We start from the raw sequence: 23,001 nt of genomic DNA, 5'->3' as shown, positions 1-23,001 counted from the left end.
GGCCGTTCCGTTCCAGTCCATTGTAGAGCCAGCGCTCCATACGACGGGTCTCGTCGACCGGCGGCAGCCAGGTCAGGGAGAGCCGGTAGTCCGTCTCAAACGCCGGATCGGAGGCCTCGAACCGCTCCCGCCGTTCGGCATCGACCAGCCAGGCCGCGTCCAGATCGAACACACTCTCCGGATAGGGCGAGGCCGGACGCCGGCGCGCCTCGATATGGACGCACCGGCCCGTGCCGAGGCGTTTCAGGGCATCGTTCAGCCGCGCCCGGACGGCCATCAGCTCGTCCTCCGTCGAGGATTCTGGAAAGGCCTGCAGGCGGATAGCCTGTGCACTCCCCTCCCGGCGCTTCGACACCGACGGTCGAAGAGGGCCGTCAAATCCTGCCATCAATCCTTCACAGGCGATTGCACATCCGTGCCCATATCGATATGTTATAACATACCAACAGTCTCCAAGGTTTTGTGTTTTGTATCGTGCTGTTTCGCGCCTCCCCCATCCCTGTCGCCGAAACCTTGTCGTGGGAGCCAGCCTGCTCGGACTCGTGACCGCCGGGCCCGCCGTAGCCCATGACGCAGACGCCGACCCCACCGAGATCGACGCAATCGTGGTCATCGGCACCCGCACATCGCGGGACACGACCCTCTCCTCGGACCGGGCGACAGAGGTGATGTCGCAGTCCAGTCGGTCCCTGGAGCAGGATATTCTTCAGGCTGCCGGCGCCTATCGACTGAGCGATGCCCTGGAACTGGTCAGCGGCAGCAGCCAGCAGAACAATCGCGGCGGCTTCGCCGACAACTTCGCCATCCGGGGCTTTCTCAGCACCGCCGACGGCGGCGGCGAATACTATGTGGACGGCTTCATCGCCAACCGGGGCAGCGCCCCTGCCCGCGACCCGGCGACCATCGAGCGGATCGAGATCCTGAAGGGGCCTGCCGGCGCCGTGTTCGGCGACATCGACCCCGCCGGCCGTGTGAACATGGTCACCAGGACGCCGCGGTTTGCGCCCCGGAGTTCGGCGACCCTCACCCTTGGCTCCTTCGGTACGCAACGGGTCGAACTCGACACGACGGGTCCGCTGTCGGACACCCTGGCGGGGCGGCTGGTGGTGGCCGTCGAAGACAGCGACGGCTATCGCGACCATGTCGGGCTGGATCGCCGCGTCTATTCGCCGTCGATCACCTGGCGGCCCACCGATGCGGTCCGGCTGACCTATGTCGGCCAGCATATCCATTACGACTCGCCCTTCGACCGCGGCGTCGCGGCGGTCGGCGGCGACCCACTTGCCCTGCCTCCGTCGCGGTTCCTCGGCGAGCCGGGCAATGGCGATACCAGGGCACGGGACACCCGGCACCAGATCACCGGCGACATTGCTCTTTCCGGCGGATGGTCGCTGATCGGGGGCGTCGCCTACCGGACCGGATCCCTCCGGGGCTTCTCGGCCGACCAGTCGCGCCTGCAGCCGGACGGACGCACACTGTGGCGACAGCGCCGGGAGCGCGGCTATGAGGTGGAAGACCTGTCGGCCCGGGTGGAGCTGCGCGGCGAGGTCCAGGCGTTCGGCACGCATCGCCCGAGCTTGGGGCTCAAGGCCTATGCGCTCGATTATCTCGAGCTGCTGAACCGGCGCAACCCCACGGCCGCCAACCCCTATGCCATCGACATCTTCAATCCGGTCTACGGCGTGTCCGAAGCCCTGCCCCTGCTGCCCTCCATCAACCAGCGCGAAACGCGGCAGGTCGTGACGCTCTATGCCCAGGACCTGTGGGAAGTGACCGACCGCCTGACCCTCGTCGGCGGCGTCCGGTTCGACACCTATGAGCAGGAACTGCTGAAGAACCTGACCGGGGCGGTCAGCGTCGCTGAAGACGAACCGGTCAAATTCCGCCTCGGTGCCCGCTACGCCCTCACCGACGCCGTCTCGGTTCACGCCAACTGGGGCGAATCCTTCCAGCTCAACTCCGGCAGCGGCGCGACCGGGGCCGCCTTTGCGCCCGAGGAGGGCAAGGGGTGGGAGGTCGGCCTGTCAGGGCGATGGGAGGGTCTCGACGTGGGTGTCACCGCCTTCGACATCGAGAAGAGCAATGTCCTGACGACCGATCCGGCCGACGCCAACTTCCTGGCCCCGGTCGGATCGCTACGGAGCCGCGGTGTCGAGATCGATGCCTCCCTGCGCCTGGGCCGACAATGGCAGGCGGTCGCCAACTTCATCTGGAATGAGGCCAGGAATAATGACGCGTCCTTCGCCACCCCCCTGGCCCTCAATGTGCCGGATCAGTCGGGCACGATCTTCGCGGTCTATCGCTCCGGGGGTCCGGGCCGGGAATGGTCGCTGAGCGGCGGCGTGGGCTATGTCGGCGAACGGTCAGGCGCGACCGACACCAGCGGGCTGTTGCTGCCGGACTACTGGAAGACCAAGGCTGCCTTGGAGATCGCCCTGACGTCCCACCTTACCTTCCGGGCCGAGGCCGACAATCTGCTGGACGAACACTATGCGCAGAGTTCGTACAATTCGAACTGGATCTATCCGGGTGCGCCGCGGACCCTTCGCGCCTCGCTGAGGGCCGAGTTTTGAGACCCGACATGGAACCATCCGGACTGATCATCGACGACCTCGTCGTCCTGCGCGGCGAGCGACGGGTGGTCGACGGGGCATCGCTCTGTGTCGCGCCGGGCGAGATCTATGCCCTGCTGGGCGGCAATGGCACCGGCAAGTCGACGACCCTGTTCGCCATTCTGGGCCTGCTGCCCCGCGCAGGCGGGCGGATCACCGTCGCCGGCTTCGATCCGGCGAAGGCTCCTGAGGCCGTGCGGCGCGAAGCGGCCTATCTGCCGGAGAATGTCGCCCTCTACGACCATCTCTCGGCGATCGAGAACGTCCGGTACTTCCTCGGCCTCGCCGGAGAGACCCGGACTAGGGCGGAGCTCGATCAGGCGTTCGATGCCGTGAAGCTCGAGCCGGCGGCCGGGGCCCGGCGCGTGGGGGGGTTTTCGAAGGGCATGCGCCAGAAGACGGCGATCGCCCTGGCCCTGCTGCGCCGGACGCCCGTCCTCCTGCTCGACGAACCGACGTCGGGCCTGGACCCCGCCGCCGCCTCCGACTTCCATGATCTGCTGATCGACCTGCGCAGGCGCGGAGTGGCCATCCTGATGGTCACCCATGACCTGTTCGGGGCGGCCGACACAGCCGACCGGATCGGCGTACTGCGCGACGGTCGCCTCGCCCAGGAATGGATGGCAGCTGCCCAAGGTGCCCGTTTCGACGTCCAGGCCCTTCACCAGAGCTATGCAGGGCTGTCCGTCCCATGAGGCGCATCCTCCGTATCGCGGCGGAAGAGATGCGGCTGATGAGCCGTACCCGGACCGCCTGGCTGGGCCTCATCGCCCTGGTCCTCCTGTCCTCGATCGCGGCGGCGACGTCGTTGGCACATGTCGCCGGCGAGCGGGCCGCCCGGATGGAGCATCAGACGGCCGCAGATCAGGCCTTCGAGGCGCAGCCGGACCGACACCCGCACCGTGCCGTGCACTATGGGACCTATGTCCAGCGACCGGTCAGCCCCCTGGCGGCCTTCGAGCCAGGCGTCGATCCCTTCACCGGCACCACCCTGTTTCTCGAGGGCCACCGGCAGAACTCGGCCACCTTCGGCGCTATGCGGGAGTCCTCGGGCCTCATCCGCTTCGGGCAGCTGACCCCCGCGTTCGTGCTCCAGACCCTGGCCCCGCTGCTGCTGATCTTTCTCGGTTTCTCGACGGTCGCCCGTGACCGCGAGACGGGGGTGTTCAGACAGCTGGGACTGCATGGCGCGCGCGCCGCTGAAGTGCTTGCCGGCAAGGCGCTCGCGCTTGGCACCGTCGGCCTGATCGCTCTCGCCCCCGCGCTCGTCTCCCTGGCGACGGCAGCGGCGACCACACCCGCCGAAATGGCGTCGGCGGCGCTCATCGGCGGGGCCTATGCCGTCTATCTGGCGATCTGGGTTCTGGTCGTGGTGGCCGTGTCGTCCCTGGCCCGGTCCAGCCGAGGGGCCCTGCTGGGTCTGGTCGCCGTCTGGGCCGTCGCCGTCGTTCTGGTGCCCCGGGGCGCAGCGGCGATCGCCGCACAGGCCGAGCCTGCGCCGACGCGCGTGGAGATGGATCTTCTCCTCGCCCAGGACGCCCGCCGGATTGGCGACAGCCACAATCCGGACGATCCCTTCTTCGCGGCCTTCAGGGTGCGTACGCTCAGGGCCTACGGCGTGGAGCGTGTAGAAGACCTTCCGGTAAACTTTCGTGGCCTCGTCGCGGCCGAAGGCGAGGCCCTGACGGCGCGCCTGTTCGCCGACTATGCCAGGCGAACCGCCGACCGGCAGCGGGCCCAGTCGGCCTGGCTCCAGGCCGGTGCCATGTTGAGCCCCGCACTGGCGGTACGCCAGGCGTCGATGGCGGGCGCGGCCACCGACCTGGAAAACCATATCCGGTTCCTGGAACAGGCGGAGGCCTACAGGTTCGACCTGGTCCAGCGGCTCAACCGCCTGCATGCGCAGGGCGTCCGGGCCGAAGACGACGCCGCACGCAGCCGGGACCTGGACGCCGAACGGCGCACCCGGGTGTCCGCCGACACCTGGGCGACCCTGCCCGATTTCCAGTTCCGGTCCGCGACCCCCGGACAACGCGTCAGCGGCATGCTGCCGGGCCTGGCCATCCTCGCGGGCTGGCTGCTGGCCGCCATCGGGCTGTTTGTATTCGCCGGTCGGCAGTTGAGGCAGGTCGCAGGATGAGATCTCTGGTTCGTGAACTCTGGTTCTTCACCCGCTCGCCTGCGGCGGTGGCTGCGATCATCGTACTGGCCCTGCTTTCGTCCGTCGCTGTCACCCTGGGAATGGCGGAAATCGCACGCGAGCGCGCATCGATCGCCCGCGTCCTGCAGATGCAGGCCGTCGAGGACCAGGCCCTGATCGACTACGCCGGCGACGCCGGAACGTTTGCCTATGCCGACTTCCGTCCGACCTGGAATGCGCCGTCCGACCTGGCGTTCGCCGCGCTCGGTCAGAGGGACACCGCACCCTCGATCCTTCGGGTCAGGCCCCTGGCCCTCGAGGCCCAGATCTATGAGAACGAGCAGAGAAATGCGGAACTCGCCCTGCCCGGCCGGTTCGATCTCGCCTTCGTCGCCATCTATCTGGCACCGCTGGTGGTCATCATTCTCCTGCATGATCTCTGGTCGGGCGAACGGGAGGCGGGGCGGCTCCATGCGCTGCGGGCCCTGCCGAGAGCGGCCTGGCGCGTCTTCCTGCCGCGGACAGGCGCGCGGGCAGTCCTCGTCGGAGCCGCCGTGCTGGTCCCCTTCCTCGTCGGTGCCACCCTCGAAGGGGCACCGCCCGCAAAGGCGCTTCTGTTCGCCAGTGCCACAGTCGGTCTTCTGGCGTTCTGGACGGTCCTCGTGGTGATCGTGGCGCGCTTCGGCAGTCGTTCCACGGTGAGTGCCGCCGTTTTGGCAGGACTATGGTTTGCTTTGACCCTGGTCGGGCCGGCCGCCACCAATCTCGTCGTCAACGCGGCGGTTCCCACGCCCGATGGTGCCCTCCTGGCGCGCCAGAACCGGGATGCCGTCCATGGTGCCTGGGACCTGCCCCGACAGGAGACCCTGGACCGCTTTCTCGAACTCTATCCCGAGTGGTCGGACACCGAACCCATGACGGAGCCGTTTCACTGGAAATGGTATTTCGCATTCCAGCAGCTCGGGGACGTGGCCGTCGCCGACGTTTCGACAGCCTACAGGGATGGCGTCGAGCGGCGCGAGGCACTGGCGGGCCTTGCGGGATGGTTGATGCCGCCCGTCGGCTTCCAGCGCATCATGCACCGCGCTGCGGAAACCGACGTCGAAGCACAACTCGCCTATCAGGACCGGGTCCGGGTTTTCCACACGCGGCTACGCACCTTCTATTATCCCTACCTGTTCGAGGACCGCCCGTTCGGCGCAGCGGAGTATGCCCTGGGACCTCGTTTTGATGACGGTCCAGCGGAGGTCGTCAGCCCCGAAGAGGAAGCTCCATAATCCCCGTCAGGACCGGACACCCCTTCGGTCCTGTTGCTCCACACACTCATACGGTATGGCTCCCCTGCGCCGCTTTTGCGCGTAAGGGCTATCCCGGAAGCGGACATTCCGTTTGTCCGCTAGGGGTGGGAAACGCACCTTGGCATTCCGTCAGGGAGGCCGATGAAGCTGTCTATCGCAAAATTCAATTGCTCTATCGATGATCCAGCCGCCGGAGCCTTGGGCTGTCGAGAGGCAAATGGATAGCAACGTCTGGATCAGCGCAGCACCGCCGCGGGCGAAGGCCGCGTGGCGGAAGTCCTGTCCGGACGCGCTCGGATGGGACGAACAGAGGATGTCGCACGGCAGGGCCCGAACCGTGTCGAAGGCGCGCCTCAAGCCCTCGCTCAGGGCCGGGTGGGCCGGGTAGCTATAGCCGTCGGACGAGATGGGATTCAGGCTGGCGGCGAAGAGCCCGTCCTTGCACAGGCCGCCCTCGCACGACCGCCAGGTCAAGCTCGTGCTGCCCGGCGTGTGGCCCGGCGTAGCGCGCGCCGTGACGGTCACCTCACCGAGTGTCAGGGTTTCGCCGTCCCGGACGCCTTGCACACCGGCGATGGCCGGCATCGAGGCCAGTTCGCCGTGCTGGGGATCGTCATCGGTGCTCCGCCCCTGCAGCAGGCTCTGAACCGCCTCGCGCCCGGCGATGACCTCCGCCCCGCTGTCGCGCGCCAGGGCCGCAGTGCCGCCGGAGTGATCCCAGTGCGGGTCGGTGCTGAGGATGTATTTCACGTCCGGCCAAGGAACGCGTTCAATCAATGCGTACCTGATGCGTGAATGACGGCACCAGGCCGAGCTGTCTTCCCGCAGATCATCGGTTGCCCCGTCGCTGTCGCACCCCATATGCTGCACTGCACAATAAATCGGCTTCGGTCGTGAACGGAGCGATGGGATGCGAACCCTCGGTGATACGATTGCCCGGCTGAAAAGCCGACAGCCCGTGATGTCTGCGACATCCGTCCTGAAGCCGCTGACCATACGAGGTCCCAATCCAGGGGACCTGAAGGCCTGGATACATGTCCCGAAGAGGCTGGGCCCCAACCCACCGCTGGTCGTGGTGCTTCACGGCTGCACCCAGACCCCTGCAGCCTATGATGCAGGCTCGGGGTGGTCAGCCATGGCCGACCGCCATGGCTTCGTCGTCGTCTATCCGGAGCAGCAGCGCCCCAATAATCCATCCCTGTGCTTTAACTGGTTTTCCCCTGCAGACATCTGTCGTGACAGCGGCGAGGCCGCGTCTATCCATTCGACGATAGAGACCGCCGTCCAGGCCCACGATGTCGACCGCGCGCGGGTCTTTGTCACCGGGCTGTCCGCTGGAGGCGCCATGACTGCGGTCATGCTGTCGACCTACCCGGACGTGTTTCGGGCCGGGGCCGTCTTTGCGGGTCTTCCCTACGCCTGTGCGGGTTCGGTTCCGGAGGCTCTGGACCGGATGAGGGGTCACGGCCTTGCGTCTGCATCCGCGCTGAAGGCGGCCGTCACGAAAGCGTCGACGCCCAACGGTCCCTGGCCCTCCCTTTCGGTCTGGCACGGGACCGGAGACAGAACGGTGGTCCCTGCCAATGCTGACGCGCTTCTTGATCAGTGGCGCGGAACACTGGGTCTGCCGCTGTCTCCCGACGTCGTTCGCGATAGGGGTGACTACACCCATCGGGCGTGGAACCGGTCTGACGGCCTCCCCGCGCTCGAAGACTACCGGATACGCGGCATGGGACACGGGGTGCCCATCAAACCCCGCGCGACCGATCCGGTCGGGGCAGCAGGCCCCTATATGCTCGCCACGTCTCTGTCGTCCACCGAAATACTGGTCGAAACCTGGGGTCTGGCGCGACCTGCGAACCAGGACGAGTCCCGCTACAGGTTGGATAAGGCACCCGCTCAGCCCCCCAGTTTGCCAGAGATGGCGACCGATGCCGACAGGGTCCAGCCACCTCACGGCTCTTCCGTTCAGACGATCATAGAAAAAGCGCTTCGGCGTGCTGGCCTCATGCCTTGATACCGGCATCCTGGCCAGGCCAGCGGTCAGACCATGGGCGCGTGTCGCCCGTCGCCATCCCCCGTCTCTCATCCACGCTGCAGCCTGGGAAACGGATGTACCGCGGGACTGGACGTTCAGCTAGAGCGGCCAGAACAGCAGGATCAGCGGCGGCCCGACGATCAGCACCAGCAGGCTGAGCGGCGCGCCAAGCCTGGGGTAGTCGGAGAACCGGTAGCCGCCCGGGCCCATGACCAGCGTATTGCACTGGTGGCCGATGGGGGTCAGGAAATCGCAGGCGGCCCCGACGGCCACCGCCATGAGAAAGGGGTCGGCGTTGAAGCCCAGCTGGCGGGCAAGAGTCGCGCCGATGGGGGCCACGATCAGGACGGTGGCGGCATTGTTCAGAAACGGCGTCACGGCCATGGAGGCGAGCATGACGCCGGCGATCGCTACCATGCCCGGCAGGCCGGCAAAGACATTCCGCAACAGCCCGGCGATCAGCTCCGAGCCGCCGGTGGACTGGATGGCGTCCGACACGGGTATGAGGGCCGCGATCAGCACCAGAAGCGGCCCGTCCAGGGCGGCGTAGGCCTCCCTCATCTTCAGGCCGCCGAGTGCGACGATGGCCACCGCAGCCCCGAAGAAGGCGATGGCGACCGGGACAAGTCCGAACCCGACCAGGGTCATGGCGACCGCGAGAATCACCGCCGGCATGAAGCGCTTTCGGGCGCTGCCCAGGCGCACCTCACGTTCTGCCAGGGGCAGGAGGTCGAGCGCCTTCAGCGCTGCCGGCAGGCTCTGTTCGGCCCCCTGCAGCAGGATGATGTCGCCCGGAGCCAGCCGGGCTGTCCTCAGATGCTGGGTCAGTTCATAGCCGCTGCGGGACACGCCCAGCAGATTGATGCCGTGCTGACCGTAGAGATCGGACTGGCGGACGGACTGACCCTGGAGGGGAGAGCTGCGGCCCACGACGGCCTCGACGACCGCGATCTCCTCCGACGCCGTCGTCATGGCGATCGGACGATCATTGCGCACGAGCCTGAGCTGCGAGAGATCGACGAAGGCCTCGAGGGCGTCCTGCTCCCCTTCGACCAGGAGAACATCGCCGGGTTTGATCACGACATTGCCACGCGGGGCCGGCCGCCGCTTGCCCTTGCGGATCAGCGCCATGATCCGCACGTCGCCCTCTCCGAGCGCCGTCAGGGCTGCGACAGTCATCGACCCCCGACCCCAGTCCTCGGGCGCACTGACCTCGGTGGCATAGGCATTGGCCGCCAGGGCGGCGCTCATCATGGCCGCACCCTGCCGGTTCTTTGGAAGCATCCGATAGCCGAAGGCCAGAAACACCAGGGCCATGGCCGTCAGCGCCAGACCGACGGGGGCATAGTCGAACATGGCGAAGGGCTCGCCGACGATCCCCTGGCGAACCTCCGCCACGATGATGTTGGGGGCTGTCCCGACGAGGGTGACCATGCCGCCGGCCATGGCACCGAAGGCCATGGGCATCAGCAGGCGGGACGGTGCGGATCCTGACCGGCGCGCCACCTGCAGGGCGACGGGCATCATGATCGCCAGCGCCCCCACATTCTTCGTCGCCATGGACAAAAGCGTCACCGCGCCGGTCAGGACCGGCACCTGGGAACGTTCCGTCTTCAGGAGCGGCAGGATGCGACGCATCGCCAATTCGATGATGCCGGACCGTGCGAAGGCCGCGGAGACAATCAGGGCGCAGGCGATGATGACCGTGACATCATTCTTGAAGCCATCAAAGGCTGCCTCGGCGGGGATAATCCCCACAGCCAAGCCGGCGACGAGGGCTACGACGGCCACCAGATCATAGCGGAACCTCCCCCAGATGAAGGCGGCGATCGTCAGAGCGATCAGGCCAAAAGCCAGCCCCTGTTGCAACGTCACGAATGGCAGCCCCTCTAAACCGATCACCCCAACGTCGCGTCGTCGGATTGGATGCACCCTGGCCCTGAGACGACGGGATCAGGATCTGCCGCCACCATGGTGTTCATTGCCTCTCTGAGTATAGCTGACCGTTGTCCGAAGCGTCACCGGATCACCAGCCCACTTCAAGAAGTGGCGCCTTGGTGTCCGCTCAGCCGTCGGCGGACCATGCGGGGTCCACATTGAAGACTTCCAACCCCTTGGGCGGCCCACTGAGTGTTGACCCTTCGAGCCGGGCCAGGAGGTAGCTGACGGCCAGAACCATATCCTCGGCGTCATAGGGTTTGGGCATCGAGGCGATGGCGACCGTCGCGGCTGAACGCGCGCGGCTGGTCTGGCCGCTGATAAACACGACCGGAATACCCAGCGCCTTCAACTGCTCTGCCAGCGCGACCCCGTCGTCGCCATGGGCCAGGTCAATATTGACCAGCGCCAGATCAGGTCTCGATGCCTTTGCCACGGACATCGCCTCGGCGTGTCGTGTTGTGAGGTCGAGTACATGGTAGCCGGCGTCTGTCAGAGCGTCGCAAAGCACGAGGGCCACCAGGGCCTCATCTTCAACGATCAGTAACGTGGCGGCGCGGCGAGACTGAGCAAACGTCATGGGCGATCATCCTGACCCTTGCGACCGGCCACAAGGACCGGCGCAAGGCACCAGGACAACGACCCTTTGCAGGTTCCGTTGCGGCTGGCCCGAACCGGTACGCCGCCGCGGCCGATTGATCGGTGCTCGATGACGGCCGCTAGAATTTCCGTGCGAGCCCCACCGACAGGACCCAGGGATCGAGATTGACCTGGCTTTGCAGGGCTCCGGCGTTGATCGAGGCATCGCTCTGAAACCAGACCTTCTTGGCGTCCAGATTGACCGACCACGGCCCGACGACAGCGACGTCCACCCCGGCCTGGAGCGCGTAACCGAACCCATCCTCCAGACCGACCTGGAAGCCGTTCTGATCCTTGCCGTCGAAGAAGAGCATATAGTTGACGCCCGCCCCCACATAGGGGCTGACACGCGCCTCCGGCATCGGACGGTACTGAAGAGTCACCACCGGGGGCAGCACCCAGGTTTCGTGCACGGCGACATCGGTGGCACCACCCTGGGCGCGAATCTGATGCCGGGTGGCACCCAGGATGGCTTCCACCGAAATCTGATCGGTCAGAAAGTAGGTGAAGCCCAGGGTAGGCATGACGTCGTGCTCGACATCGACCTTGAGCGCCGTGTCAGCACCTGCCGACGTCAGGATGGCATCATCTGCGCTCGAAGACACGTCAGTCATCCGCGCGGTGACGATCCAGTCGCCCTTGCGAGCGACCTGCCAGTCCTGCGCGGCGGCGGGGATGGCCGTCACGGACAGTAGCATCAGGCCAGCACCGAATGCGGTACAGCGGGGGGAGGTCTTGAAGCACATCTTGAGGGTCCAGGACGCGGCCCGGGTTCACGATGAACCCGGTTGGAGGCGTCTGGCGTGGTCTGGACGGGGTTGTGCCGGTCAGCCTTGATCCATCGCAAACTAGATCAGTCGTCCATGACGAACGGTCGATGCAGCCAGGGATGTGTCGAAGGCGGCACAGATGGCTCGCACGAACGGCCTCCCCTGCTCGGTGACGGCTAGTGCACCGTTCTCGTAGGAGACCAGACCGTCCTCGATCATCGGCTGCAGACGCTGGAGGGCCCCGACGAACCGATCGGCGGCCGGGCCATGGCGACGGTCCACGCCCGGCAGGAAGACCGCAAAATCACACATCAACCGCTCGATGATCTCGGCCCGCCGACGGTCGTCCGCCGTAATCTCCAGCCCGCGCGCCACTGGCAATTCGCCTGCCCGAACCGCGGCTCGCCAAGCGACCTCCTGGCTGTGGTTCTGGACGTAGCCTTGGGGAGAGCGACTGATCGACGAGGCACCCAGGCCTATGAGGGTGTCCGCATCATCGACCGTGTAGCCCTGGAAGTTTCGGTGTAGTCGCCCGGCGCGCGCAGCGATGGCCAGGTCGTCGCCAGGACGGGCGAAATGGTCCAGTCCGATCGGCTCATAGCCCTGGTCGACAAGATAGGCTGACGCCGCCTGGCTCTGGGCGAAGCGCTCGGCAGGGCCGGGCAGATCGGTCAGGTTGATCAGCCTCTGATGGGGCTTCAGCCAGGGGACATGCGCATAGCCGAACAGGGACAGGCGCTCAGGCCTGAGCGTCATCACCTGAGACAATGTCTTCAGCAGATCGTCCTGCATCTGGAGGGGCAGGCCGTACATCAGATCCAGATTGAGCGAGGCGACCCCTGCATCCCGCAGCCAGCCAGCCGCCCTGTCCACGATCTCGAAGGGTTCGATGCGATTGATCGCCCGCTGAACGCGTGGCGACAGATCCTGTACCCCCAGGCTGGCGCGGTTGAGGCCCTCGCATGCCGCTTGATCGACCCAGGCTTTCGTCAGACTGGCCGGATCCAGCTCGGCGGCGACCTCGGTGACCGCGCGGAGGTCGAAGGCCTCGCGCAGCCCATGGAACAGTCGGCCAAGGGTCCCCGGCGACAGCATGTTCGGTGTCCCGCCGCCAAGATGCAGCCGACGGACGGCCTGTCTTCGCCCCAGCCGGGCAGCCACCTCCCCGGCTTCGGCGACCAGCAGATCGACATAGGTGTCGATGGTCTGAGTGCGGTTCACGGCGCGGGTATTGCAGGCGCAGTACCAGCAGAGCGTCCTGCAGAAGGGGATGTGGACATAGATCGAGACCGCGTCCTGGGCGGGCACCTCGCCCAGCCATTTCGCCCATTCCCCCGGTCCGATGTCCCGTGTGAACTGTGCGGCGGTCGGATAGCTTGTGTATCGGGGCACATTGGCGTCGTAGCGGGCGATCAGGCCTGCCGTCCTGATCTGACGGCGTGTTTCAGCGCAGCTCTGCATCGACCGGATCCGGATCGGATTCCGACAGGCCGTGGTCCCCGTCGTCAAACAGGTGAAACTCGTGCCAGACCCCGTTCAAGACACCGAAGGCGACAGCAAGGCCGAGGCCGAGTATCCAGGCGAAATACCACATGATGAAACGTCCTAGGGTTCAGTACAGATCGGGATTGGTCTTGAGGGCGACCGTCGACGTCCTGCCCCACAGGACCTTGTAGACCCAGGCCGTGTAGACCAGGACCAGAGGCAGGAAGATCGCGGTCACAATCAGCATGATGAACAGCGTCAGATGACTGGACGAGGCATTCCAGACCGTCAGGCTGGACTGGGGATCGATCGAACTGGGCAGGATGAAGGGGAACATCGAAAGACCGGCAGTCGAGATGATGCCGACGGTGGCCAGTGACGATCCGCCAAAGGCCATCGGAGCTGATCTGCGCCATAGGCCCACAAGAGCGGCGAGCGTCCCGATGAACCCCAAGGCGGGCGCCAATAGCATCCAGGGATAGAGGCCGTAGTTGTCCAGCCAGGCTCCAGGGGCGGCGACGACCGTGGTCCGCAAGGGGTTTGAGAAGCCCTGGATGTCCAGCACGCCGGTGATCCGATAGCCAAGACCGCCATAGGCCACATAGAGCCCGCCTACGGCGAACAGGACCAGACTGAGGACAGCAGCGATCGTCCCGAACCGTCGTGCGCGGACCAGGACGGGACCCTGCTCGGCCTTGACGGACAGCCAGGCCGCCCCGTGCAGCACCAGCATGCAGACCGACAACAGGCCCGCGATCAGGCTGAAGGGCGTAAACAGCCCCAGCAGGGTCCCGTCGTAAAACGATCGCAGGTCACTATCGAGGCGGAAGGGGGCTCCCAAAAGAACGTTGCCGACCGCCACGCCGAACACCAGGGCCGGTACGAAGCCGCCGACAAACAGACCCCAGTCCCAGAAGGACCGCCAGGCCGGTGAGGCCCGCTTGGACCGGTATTTGAATGAGACCGGTCGCATGATCAGGGCGGCCAGCACCAGAAACATGGCCAGGTAAAAGCCCGAGAAACTGACAGCATAGACGAACGGCCAGGCCGCGAAGATGGCCCCTCCCCCCAGGATGAACCAGACCTGATTACCTTCCCAGGTCGCCCCGACCGTATTGATCACCATGCGGCGCTCCTCGTCGGTTCTGGCGACGAAAGGCAGGACGGCCCCCACCCCCAGGTCGAAGCCGTCGGTCAGGGCAAAGGCAATCAGAAGCACGCCGAGCAGGCCCCACCAGATCAGGCGGAGGGTGGCGAAGTCGATCGGGAATTCCATGATCATATGTCCTGAAGGTTCGAGGTCAGGCGACGGCGGGCGCGATTGCAGGTGCCGCAGCGGCGGCTTCGGGAGCGGGCGCACCGAAGGTATCCTGTTCGTGGAATGGCCCCTTCTTGATCGCGAACAGCAGCAGCCGAACCTCGACAACGGCCAGGGCACCATACAGGACGGTAAAGCCGATGATGGTCGTCCAGAGCTGGGCCACCGTGAGGGATGAGGCACCCAGGAAGGTCGGGAGCACGCCCTCTACAGCCCAGGGCTGGCGACCAAACTCGGCCAGGATCCAGCCGAACTCGATCGCGACCCACGGCAGGGGAATGGCCAGCAGTGCGACCCAGAGGAACCAGCGGGTATCGTGCTTGCGCAGGGAGCAGAGCACGAAGGCGGTGCCGAACAGCGCGATCATGAACAGGCCGATCCCGGCCATGACCCTGAAGGTCCAGAACAGGACCGGGACATTCGGCACCGTGTCCCAGGCCGTCTGGCGGATCAGTTCGGGCGTCGCCTGACGGGGATCGGCGACATGGCGCTTGAGCAGCAATCCGTAGCCCAGATCGCGGCGGTGGGTCTCGAACACGCCGCGCGCCACGGGATCGGCCGAATTGGCCTTGATTCCCTCGAGGGCGTCATAGGCGATGATCCCCGATTCAATACGGGTTTCAGCCGTCGCGACCAGTTCGAATATGCCTTCGACCGGCTTGTCGATGGTCCGGGTGGCGATCAGGCCCATGACCCAGGGCACTTGCACACCGTAATGGGTCTCGCGGTCCTTCATGCTGGGGATGCCGATGAGGGTCAGGCCCGCCGGCGCGGGCTCGGTGTGCCACATGGCCTCAAGGGCGGCGAGCTTCATCTTCTGGTTATCCGTCAGCGCATAGCCGGACTGGTCCCCCAGGACGACGACCGACAGAGAGGCGGCCAGACCGAAGGCGGCGGCGACCGTCATCGAGCGCTTGGCGAAACCCACATGTTTGCCGCGCAGCAGATAAAAGGCCGATACGCCCAGAACGAAAACGGCAGCACAGACATATCCGGCACTGACCGTATGCACGAACTTGGCCTGGGCGACCGGATTGAACAGCACCGCCATGAAGTCGGAGACCTCCATGCGCATGGTGTCCGGATTAAAGGTCGAACCCACCGGATTCTGCATCCAGCCATTGGCGATCAGGATCCACAATGCCGACAGATTGGTGCCCAGCGCGACCATGAAGGTCACAAAGAGGTGCCCCACGCGGCTCAGCTTGTCCCAGCCGAAGAACATCAGTCCCACGAAGGTGGCTTCCAGGAAGAAGGCCATGAGACCCTCGATCGCCAGAGGCGCGCCGAAGATGTCGCCGACATAGTGGCTGTAGTAGCTCCAGTTCATGCCGAACTGGAACTCCATGGTGATCCCGGTCGCGACCCCCAGAACGAAGTTGATGCCGAACAGCGTTCCCCAGAACCGGGTGATGGTCCGCCAGATCGGGCGACGCGTCATGACATAGGTCGACTCCATGATGACCAGCATGAAGGACAGGCCCAACGTCAGGGGGACGAAGAGAAAGTGGTAGAGGGCCGTCAGCGCGAATTGCAGACGGGAAAGATCGACGACCGCCGGGTCCATGGGAAAGCTCCGAATCGCCGATCCCCAAGACCGGCGAGAGCTTTCGCCTAGAGGGGCGACCCGGCCGGAGCTTTGATCTTGATCAAAGCCCTGCCGTCCCGCCTTTCTTACGGACGGGTGATGCATATGGCCACTTCCCCAAGCGCGTGCGCGACCCCGCCCGCAGACCTGACGCCGTCGCAGCAGCTGACGGCCTGGTCCAGGCTCCATGGAGGCGGCTTGAGGACAGCGGCGATCCTGACCACGATGGACGCTCTGCCCGCCATCGGCTTTGCCGCCGGCCTGGCTGGTGCGATGGGTGTCATGGCGAGCCGCGACGGCAGCCTTTGGCCCTGGCTTCTGCTGGCTCTTGTCAGCCTGATCGTGAGGGCGGCTCTGGGCCAGGCCGCAATGGTGGCCGCCGTCAAGACTGCCGGATCGTTGAAAGCGGGAATCCGAGGCCGGGTTCTGTCGCGGATATTCTCATCTGGGAACCGGGACCCCGCCGATATGACCGCAGCGGTGGAGGGCATCGAGGCGCTGGATGGCTATGTCTCGCGCTTCACGCCGCTGCGTCTGGCCGCAAGGATTGCACCGCTTATCATCATCGCAGCCTGTGCCTTCGCCAGCCCTGTTGCGGCAGGCATCCTCCTGTTCACCCTGCTCCCCTTTGCTGTCGGCATGGCCCTCGTCGGGATGGCCGCTGCGGGCGAAAGCCGCCGTCAGTTTCAGGCCATGGAAGCGCTGGCCCATCTGTACCTGGACCGGATCCGCGCCCTCCCCCTGCTGATGTCCTTTCAGGCCGAGGCGCGTGCGACCGCAGAGGTCGCCCTATCGGCTCGAGGGCTGGCGAGCCGTACGGGCCGCGTGCTCAAGATCGCCTTCCTGTCCTCTGCCGTACTGGAGTTCTTCGCTGCCCTCTCTGTCGCGCTTGTCGCCGTCTATTGCGGTTTCAACCTGCTGCGCCTGCTGCCCTTCCCTGTCCCCGAGACCCTGACGCTATCGCGCGCCTTCTTCGTCCTGACGCTGGCCCCGGAAGTCTACGCCCCCATTCGCCGCCTGGCGGCCGCCTATCACGACCGTCAGGCTGCAGAGGCCGCCGTACCGGCTCTGGCGGGACGCGCCAGCGAAGCACGATCCGAGCGTTCCAGCCTTGTCGTGGGCTCGTCGGCACCAACCGTGGACTTCAGCAACGTCCAGGTTCGTTACGGAGATAGTGCAGCGGTCCTGACGGGGTTTAACCTGCATGTTCCGGCCGGCGGTGTCGTCGCTCTGACCGGGGCCAGTGGATCGGGCAAGAGCAGTCTGCTCCATCTTTTGCTAGGCCTCGCCCCCCTCACATCGGGGGAGGTCCGGGTCGGAAACCAGCGCCTGACCGACGCCAGCGATTTCGCGGGGGCCGTCGCCTGGGCGAGCCAGACGCCGATCGTCATCCCCGGCAGCCTTCGCGACAACATCGCTCTCGCCCATCGAGAGGCCACAACGGTGGACATCCTGCGCGCCGCCGCTGCGGCTGGCCTGTCCGGCGATCTGGACCGTAGCCTCGACGAACGCGGCGGAGGCCTTTCGGGCGGCGAGCGGCGACGCCTGGGACTGGCGCGGGCTCTGCTTTCGAACGCTCCCCTGCTGTTGCTGGATGAGCCGACCGCCAATCTGGATGCAACCACGGAGAGGGACATCATCGAGGCGCTGCGCCAGGCCATGCAAGGGCGCACCACCATCATCGCCACCCACTCCCCCGCTGTCATGACCCTTGCCGATCAGGTGGTGTGCCTGTGACCTCCCGCCTGGAACCCCTCGAGACCCTTCTAGCGGAGCAACGGCGTCTTCAGCGGACGCGCCTTGGCACAGCCGCCCTTGCTGCGGTCGGCGTGGCGGCGGCGACGGTCTGCCTTTTGGGCTTGTCAGGTTGGTTCATCACGGGGGCGGCCCTGGCCGGTCTGGCCGGGGCAACGGCCGCGCATAGCTTCAACGTCCTGCTACCCGGGGCGGCCATCCGCCTGCTCGCGATCCTGAGGACGGGTTCCAGATACGTCGAGCGCCTGAGTGGCCACGAGGCCGCGCTCAGGGCCCTTGCGGCGCTGCGACCCGCCCTCTTCGCGGGCCTCGCCGCCGGGCCGCCGGAACGCGCCTTCGCCCTGGCGAGTGGCGAGGCCTCGGCCCGTCTGGGGCAGGATGTGGACGCGATCCAGACGCTCTTCGTACGGCGCAGCGGACCTTGGGGTGCCGGCGCGGGAACCGCAGCGGCGGTCGTGCTCGTTTCCCTCTCAGGCCTTGGCCCGGCGTCGGCCCTTGTGCTGGGACTCGCGGGGTCCGTGTTGGGCGCGCTTGTGATCGGACGGGCTTGTACGGATGCCGCAGGCCGCGACATCCAGAGAGCTATGGGACGCTTCAAGGAGCGGCTGTCATCCCTCGAAGCCTGCGCACCGGAACTGCGAGCCTATGGATTGGAAGACTGGGCCATCCAGCAGGTCGCGGCCTCCGCCGGCCCGCTGGACCTCGCCACCGCACGCGCTGGACGCGGCTCCGGCTGGATCGCAGCATGGCAGGTTTTCACCATGGGGGTGACCGTGGTCGCTGTGATGGCGCTGTTCCGTAGCCAGCCGGCCCCGATGGTCGCTCTCGCAGCGCTTGCGACCGTTGCGTCGATTGAGGCGGCGACCGCCCTGACCAGTCATTTTCGCTCGTCTGGAGCGGCAAACGAGGCCATGACCCGCCTTGCCGATGTCCTTTCGTCAGGCGCACGCGTCGCTGCAGAACACCACCTCTCGGGCCAGGACACGCAGCTGGGGTTCGGCCCCGCAGAACCAGATGTCGCCTGGCCCAGCCGTATCGCCATCGTCGGCCGAACCGGGTCTGGCAAGACGACTCTGGTCGAGCGCTTGATGGGGCTCAGGCCGGACCCCTCGGCCAGCCTGCACATTGGGGAGAGATCACCGAGACAGAGTACCGATGCCTCTGTGCGCCAGCTGTTCGCCTACGCCAGCCAGGACATGAGGTTCCTGAGCGGTACGGTGCGGACCAATCTGGCCGTGGCAGACCCCGGTGCCGACGACCCGGCGATGTGGTCGGTTCTGGAGGACGCCGGCCTGGCTGCCCGTATCCGCACGTCGGCGTCAGGCCTCGACATGCCGCTCGGTGACAACGGGTCTGCCCTGAGTGGGGGTGAACGCCGTCGTCTCGGCTTGGCACGCGCCTACCTTCGGTCGGCCCCGTGGCTCGTTCTCGATGAGCCGACGGAGGGTCTGGACGCGATCCAGGAAAAACAGGTCCTGCTGGCCCTGTCCGAACGCCTTTCGCGAACCGGCCAAGGCCTTCTGCTGATCAGCCATCGCCCCGCACCGATCGGGCTTTGCGACACCGTCCTCACCGTCTCGGGCATGGGACCGCAGGGAGACATCGCGCTGTCCTCGTCGGGCCGGCTCTGCCAGGCGGCCTAGCCTTCGCCTCCCGCGAGGACGGTCAGACGTGCGGGTTGAAGGATATGGACTTCAGACAGGCTCAGTAGCTGGATCACGCCCTGGGTCTTGAGCTTGGTAAGGGCGCGGCTGACCGTCTCGATCGTCAGGCCGAGATAGTCGGCGATTTCGGCCCGCGTCATCGGAAGATGCACCCGGCCTGCCGGACCAGGCCGTGCGGGATCGTGTCCCGGAAGCTCCAGCAGAAAGGTGCAGACGCGTTCCAGTGCGGTCTTTCGCCCGAGCAGGAGGATCTGATTCTGGGCAGCGGCGAGTTCGTGGTGAGCCCGGTCCAGCAGGGCGGTCTCAAGGGCCGGCGTCTCTTGAATCAGCGCACGGTACTCGCTCTTGCGAAAACGGCAGGCGGATGCCGGTTCGAGGGCTTCCGCCGAGAAATCATACGTCTGACCGGCAGCCAGACCCAGGAAATCGCCTGCAAACAGGAACCCTGTAATCTGACGTCGTCCGTCCGGGAGCAACTTATAGATTCTCACCGACCCCGAGGTGACATTGAACACATGCCGGGCGTCGTCGCCCTGGCGGAAGAGGACTTCTCCAGCCTCCAGCGCGATGTGATGGGCGAGCGCATCCAGCCGGCTCAGATCGGCGTCGTCTATGCTGGCGCAGACGCTCAGGGCTCTGGCGCCGCAATGGTCACACGCATTGGCACGGCGACGGTCGGAGCAGCCGCTTGGAAGGGACCTGAGTTCAAGCATGATAAGACGCAGGCTTCGGCCAATCGGGCCGCGATGTCCAGTTCGCGCATGGCGCTTTGCGTCAGATCAGGCCCGATGACGCTGGTCCAGGCAATCCATGGCCGAATTCGGGGCAACAACCATCTCGGCCCGACATCTGACGGAAAGCCCTTCAACAGCTGGCTGAGGGCTGGTTGCACCCACGCCCAGGGTGGAGATGTGATACGCGCCGAAGGGTCGTGACGCGATGCAGTCGGCCTGCGCGGACCGCCAGCACCGGGCGGGGAGGGTGTCCGCCCAAGGTCGCCAGGCTGACCACGGCGTGCAACCGAACAAGTCATAAAATCGGGCATCGCAGAACGGCACGGCGTGTTCTAGTCAATCCTCCTTGCGCCACCGCCGATCTCAATGGACGACCGTTGCTTTCTCATATCGACGTGCCGACCCAGACCCTTAGCCTGCACCTCCCGCAGGGCCAGTCGGCCCAGCGGGCACTTGAAGCCGCCGTCAAGCTACTGACCAAACGGCCCGATCTATGGGATTGGGACTGGATCGTGGAGGCCGCAAGCGTCCCCGATGACGCGTCCATCCATCATATCGGCAGCCTTGCCCGTATCCAGGCCAACACAGGTCGGCGCGCGAGGACCGTGCTGGTGTCAGAGGACCGGTACCTCCATCTTTGGGCCCGCGTCATGGATTTCCAGTTCCCGAATCGCGCCCATTCGGTCGTCAGGTCGATGGTTGAGGCCCGAGCCCTGATCCATCCGACTCTTCGCCCTGCAGGCGGTCAGGTCCCGGAGGGCTGAACAGTCCCGTCGAGGCACCTCATTTCGGGCGCTGCGCCGCCGTATGCAACGGCCTTGGCGCAAAACCGTCGGCTTCAGATTCCCCCAAATCGGGCAGTTGCGGACTCGACACCCTGGAACAACTGCGGCTTTCAATTCGACCTCATGACGTCCTCGCTACATCGCCTGGCAGCCGGATCGCCCTACTATCGGGTCGAACCTACCGGCGAGGGAGGGTTCGTGATCATACGCGACGATCGGTACGCCGAGGATTTTTCCCGGATCGTCCGCAACCTGATGAATTGTCCCAGCACCGACTTCATCGTCCTGCCCACCCATGATGGTCGCCGCGGGTATGCACGGGCCGTGATACTGCCCCTCTAGGTCGGCTCACACGCACTATGGCTTCCATGAATCGAGACTTGGATGTCCCCGGAAGGCGGCCTCCGACCTCGAGCTCGTGCCCCACGGGGCTCCAGGCTCCAAGGTCTACGCAATGTCCGTAGGCGGATCTAATCGCTGATGAGTCTTCTTCCTGCGGCGCACCCCCATTTCGGGGAATAGGTGCCTGGACGTCTTTAGGGATTCCCTAAAACGGTGACACAAAGGTTCGAGGTTCAAAGTGTCCAGATGCAGGCCAGGATACAAGCCGCGAAAGTCACCTGGCTGAATGTCAGGCTGACGCTGAGCTACATCGAAACCTCCCGCACCTGGATCGACCCGGACCTCGTATCGGCCCTGCTTGTGGCCGGTGTTCTCAGTGCCAGTGTCGAGGCGGCCGACCAACAGCACGCGGACCTGCGCCGTTTCCTCGAACCGGGAGGCCTGCCCGACGACGTCCGACGGCCCGTCAATGTGATGAGCGTCGCCCTATCCCTGAGTGTACCGCGAGAAACCGCCCGCACCAAGGTAAGGAGTCTGCTCGACCGCGGGGTGCTCGAGCACCAGGGGCGCGGCATCATCCTGAGTTCGACCGTGATCCTGTCAGAGCCACTAATGGCCGCCATGGCGGAGTATCTTCGGGCAACGTCCACCTTCATCGACGGTCTGGCCACGCTTGAAGCCTGCGGGGTCGTCAGGGCCGACCGGACGACGGCTCCGCCCTGGTCAATCGGGTGGGTCGCTACACGGTCGGCTACGACCCACATCCTGCGAGGGATCGACTACGCACGGGCGCTCAACCCGTCGATCAGCCTCACCACCCGATTCGTCCTGTTGACCCTGGCACCTGACGGGAGCCGGACTGAGGCTATTGCCCGCCATGCCGCCATACGGGGGACGCCTTGCCGCTCTCCACCCGACCTCGGGGCCCGTTGGCCTTGCTGAACTCTCCCGAGCTGCCCGCCTGCCCGAAGAGACGGTTCGCCGCCACGTCGCCCGGTTGGAGCAGCTCGGTACGGTCGTCCGTGTCGACGGCGGACGCGACATTGCGCTGCGACATCCACAACTGGTGGAGCGATGGCTGGATTTCCAGACCCGAGCCAGTGTTAGCACCCTGCACCTCGTCGCGAAGTTCCGGGCCGCGGGGGTGATCAGCCGAAGAGCCGGTCTGTAGGGAGAGGCCCGATCGAAGTCGAACGGCGCAATTTTTGACCTCGATCAAAGCCATGCCGAGGCCCGGCGGGTACCTTGGCCCCTTATCCCAAGGAGCCGGCCATGCCTCACGAAGCCATTCCGATCGTCGCCGCCATCGTCGCGATCTTTCTCACCTTTATTGTCGGTGTGGGCGGTGTATCCATCTGGTCCAACTGGCCGAGCCGGACCTGACGCCTAGCTCTGAGTCAACGGATCCGGCCACACGGCGACCAAGATCAATGTCTCAGTGACGGGAGATGCCTGTGAGATCGGGTGGCAGGATGTCGTGTACGATCTGGAGCCATCGCCTGCACCCCGAAGCCTGGGCGGCGAACGACCGCCTGACATCCCCGACTTCCATCACCCCAAAGGAAAAAGACCCCGCCCTTTCGGACGGGGTCTCTGTTCTGGGAGATATCTTGAAGGCCGGCTCTAGCTGCCGGTTCCAAAACCGTCGGATCCGCCGGCTCCGGCGGCACCCTCTCCGCCTGTCGCGGGACCGGTCTCGGTCTTACCGGGCTGGGGCGCGTTCGTCCGGCCTGCGTCCGGCAGCGGGTTGGAGGTTTCCGGATTGGGCTCCTGATCGCGTTCGGGTGTCACATCGGTCATGTCGCTGCTCCTGGGTTTGACGATACAGAACCAAGGCTTGAGGTCGCAGGAGCGTTCCACGAAAACGCACTCTGCCCCCGTCAGGAGATCTTCCC

20 protein-coding genes and 1 pseudogene are annotated in these 23,001 nt (G+C 65.7%); 10 read left to right on the top strand and 11 right to left on the bottom strand.

Annotated elements, in window-relative coordinates:
* Positions 1-277 (bottom strand): annotated as a pseudogene (locus tag WC585_RS13385) (conjugal transfer protein TrbE); the annotation flags it as partial.
* A 265-nt stretch (positions 278-542) separates the two neighbouring features.
* On the opposite strand from WC585_RS13385, the gene WC585_RS13380 reads away from it, so the two are divergent.
* Genes WC585_RS13380 through WC585_RS13365 form a run of 4 tightly spaced genes read left to right on the top strand, consistent with a single transcriptional unit; the run spans position 543 to position 6,029 of the window.
* Positions 543-2,573, top strand: coding sequence for a TonB-dependent siderophore receptor (locus tag WC585_RS13380; RefSeq protein ID WP_373258504.1), 2,031 nt, complete (start codon positions 543-545; stop codon positions 2,571-2,573).
* An 8-nt stretch (positions 2,574-2,581) separates the two neighbouring features.
* Positions 2,582-3,307 carry an ABC transporter ATP-binding protein gene (locus tag WC585_RS13375; RefSeq protein ID WP_373258503.1) on the top strand — a complete coding sequence of 242 codons (726 nt, stop codon included), beginning with the start codon at positions 2,582-2,584 and terminating at the stop codon, positions 3,305-3,307.
* Complete coding sequence (locus WC585_RS13370; RefSeq protein ID WP_373258502.1) at positions 3,304-4,752, top strand: DUF3526 domain-containing protein; 1,449 nt, start codon at positions 3,304-3,306, stop codon at positions 4,750-4,752. Before WC585_RS13375 ends, WC585_RS13370 begins: the two co-directional genes overlap by 4 nt.
* Entirely contained in the window at positions 4,749-6,029 is a 1,281-nt protein-coding gene (locus WC585_RS13365) for an ABC transporter permease (protein WP_373258501.1), read from the top strand. Before WC585_RS13370 ends, WC585_RS13365 begins: the two co-directional genes overlap by 4 nt.
* A 150-nt stretch (positions 6,030-6,179) precedes the next feature.
* On the opposite strand, the gene WC585_RS13360 is transcribed toward WC585_RS13365, so the two are convergent.
* On the bottom strand, positions 6,180-6,911 hold the full coding sequence (locus tag WC585_RS13360; protein ID WP_373258500.1) for an MBL fold metallo-hydrolase: 732 nt from the start codon (positions 6,909-6,911) through the stop codon (positions 6,180-6,182).
* Between the two features lie 49 nt (positions 6,912-6,960).
* Between WC585_RS13360 and WC585_RS13355 the strand changes: the two genes are divergently transcribed.
* Positions 6,961-8,067 (top strand): PHB depolymerase family esterase, encoded by a 1,107-nt coding sequence (locus tag WC585_RS13355; RefSeq protein WP_373258499.1) that lies wholly within the window; start codon positions 6,961-6,963, stop codon positions 8,065-8,067.
* 120 nt (positions 8,068-8,187) lie between these two features.
* On the opposite strand, the gene WC585_RS13350 is transcribed toward WC585_RS13355, so the two are convergent.
* The 7 genes from WC585_RS13350 to WC585_RS13320 all read right to left on the bottom strand — a co-directional run bounded on the left by WC585_RS13350 (position 8,188) and on the right by WC585_RS13320 (position 15,805).
* Positions 8,188-9,963 (bottom strand): SLC13 family permease, encoded by a 1,776-nt coding sequence (locus tag WC585_RS13350; RefSeq protein WP_373258498.1) that lies wholly within the window; start codon positions 9,961-9,963, stop codon positions 8,188-8,190.
* Positions 9,964-10,153: 190 nt separating this feature from the next.
* On the bottom strand, positions 10,154-10,606 hold the full coding sequence (locus WC585_RS13345; RefSeq protein WP_373258497.1) for a response regulator: 453 nt from the start codon (positions 10,604-10,606) through the stop codon (positions 10,154-10,156).
* Between the two features lie 139 nt (positions 10,607-10,745).
* A complete protein-coding gene (locus WC585_RS13340) occupies positions 10,746-11,363 on the bottom strand; it encodes an OmpW family protein (RefSeq protein WP_373258496.1) in 618 nt (205 codons plus the stop codon).
* 150 nt (positions 11,364-11,513) lie between these two features.
* Positions 11,514-12,896 (bottom strand): oxygen-independent coproporphyrinogen III oxidase, encoded by a 1,383-nt coding sequence (gene hemN, locus WC585_RS13335; RefSeq protein WP_373258495.1) that lies wholly within the window; start codon positions 12,894-12,896, stop codon positions 11,514-11,516.
* Positions 12,880-13,029: a cytochrome bd-I oxidase subunit CydX gene (cydX, locus tag WC585_RS13330; protein WP_373258494.1), complete on the bottom strand. Its 150-nt coding sequence runs from the start codon at positions 13,027-13,029 to the stop codon at positions 12,880-12,882. The genes hemN and cydX overlap by 17 nt, the downstream gene beginning before the upstream one ends.
* 18 nt (positions 13,030-13,047) lie before the next feature.
* On the bottom strand, positions 13,048-14,196 hold the full coding sequence (gene cydB / locus WC585_RS13325; protein WP_373258493.1) for a cytochrome d ubiquinol oxidase subunit II: 1,149 nt from the start codon (positions 14,194-14,196) through the stop codon (positions 13,048-13,050).
* A 25-nt stretch (positions 14,197-14,221) separates the two neighbouring features.
* The gene (locus WC585_RS13320; protein ID WP_373258492.1) at positions 14,222-15,805 is read right to left on the bottom strand and encodes a cytochrome ubiquinol oxidase subunit I; all 1,584 of its coding nucleotides are present in this window, start codon (positions 15,803-15,805) and stop codon (positions 14,222-14,224) included.
* A gap of 126 nt (positions 15,806-15,931) precedes the next feature.
* Here WC585_RS13320 and cydD point away from each other — a divergent pair, with 126 nt between their 5' ends.
* Positions 15,932-17,563 carry a thiol reductant ABC exporter subunit CydD gene (gene cydD / locus WC585_RS13315; protein WP_373258491.1) on the top strand — a complete coding sequence of 544 codons (1,632 nt, stop codon included), beginning with the start codon at positions 15,932-15,934 and terminating at the stop codon, positions 17,561-17,563.
* Complete coding sequence (locus WC585_RS13310) at positions 17,560-19,224, top strand: ATP-binding cassette domain-containing protein (protein ID WP_373258490.1); 1,665 nt, start codon at positions 17,560-17,562, stop codon at positions 19,222-19,224. The genes cydD and WC585_RS13310 overlap by 4 nt, the downstream gene beginning before the upstream one ends.
* Here the strand turns inward: WC585_RS13310 and WC585_RS13305 are convergent.
* Complete coding sequence (locus tag WC585_RS13305) at positions 19,221-19,958, bottom strand: Crp/Fnr family transcriptional regulator (RefSeq protein WP_373258489.1); 738 nt, start codon at positions 19,956-19,958, stop codon at positions 19,221-19,223. The two genes, WC585_RS13310 and WC585_RS13305, sit on opposite strands and share 4 nt — an antisense overlap.
* A gap of 398 nt (positions 19,959-20,356) precedes the next feature.
* Between WC585_RS13305 and WC585_RS13300 the strand changes: the two genes are divergently transcribed.
* From WC585_RS13300 to WC585_RS13290, 3 genes are all read left to right on the top strand, one after another.
* Positions 20,357-20,743: a hypothetical protein gene (locus tag WC585_RS13300; RefSeq protein WP_373258488.1), complete on the top strand. Its 387-nt coding sequence runs from the start codon at positions 20,357-20,359 to the stop codon at positions 20,741-20,743.
* A 609-nt stretch (positions 20,744-21,352) separates the two neighbouring features.
* Entirely contained in the window at positions 21,353-22,048 is a 696-nt protein-coding gene (locus tag WC585_RS13295; RefSeq protein ID WP_373258487.1) for a hypothetical protein, read from the top strand.
* Positions 21,984-22,277: a helix-turn-helix domain-containing protein gene (locus WC585_RS13290; RefSeq protein WP_373258486.1), complete on the top strand. Its 294-nt coding sequence runs from the start codon at positions 21,984-21,986 to the stop codon at positions 22,275-22,277. Before WC585_RS13295 ends, WC585_RS13290 begins: the two co-directional genes overlap by 65 nt.
* Before the next feature lie 452 nt (positions 22,278-22,729).
* On the opposite strand, the gene WC585_RS13285 is transcribed toward WC585_RS13290, so the two are convergent.
* The gene (locus WC585_RS13285) at positions 22,730-22,906 is read right to left on the bottom strand and encodes a hypothetical protein (RefSeq protein WP_373258485.1); all 177 of its coding nucleotides are present in this window, start codon (positions 22,904-22,906) and stop codon (positions 22,730-22,732) included.
* Positions 22,907-23,001 lie beyond the last annotated feature (95 nt).

The sequence above is a fragment of the Brevundimonas sp. genome, assembly GCF_041648055.1.
GTDB lineage: Bacteria > Pseudomonadota > Alphaproteobacteria > Caulobacterales > Caulobacteraceae > Brevundimonas.
This window is presented reverse-complemented; position numbering and strand designations above follow the sequence as displayed.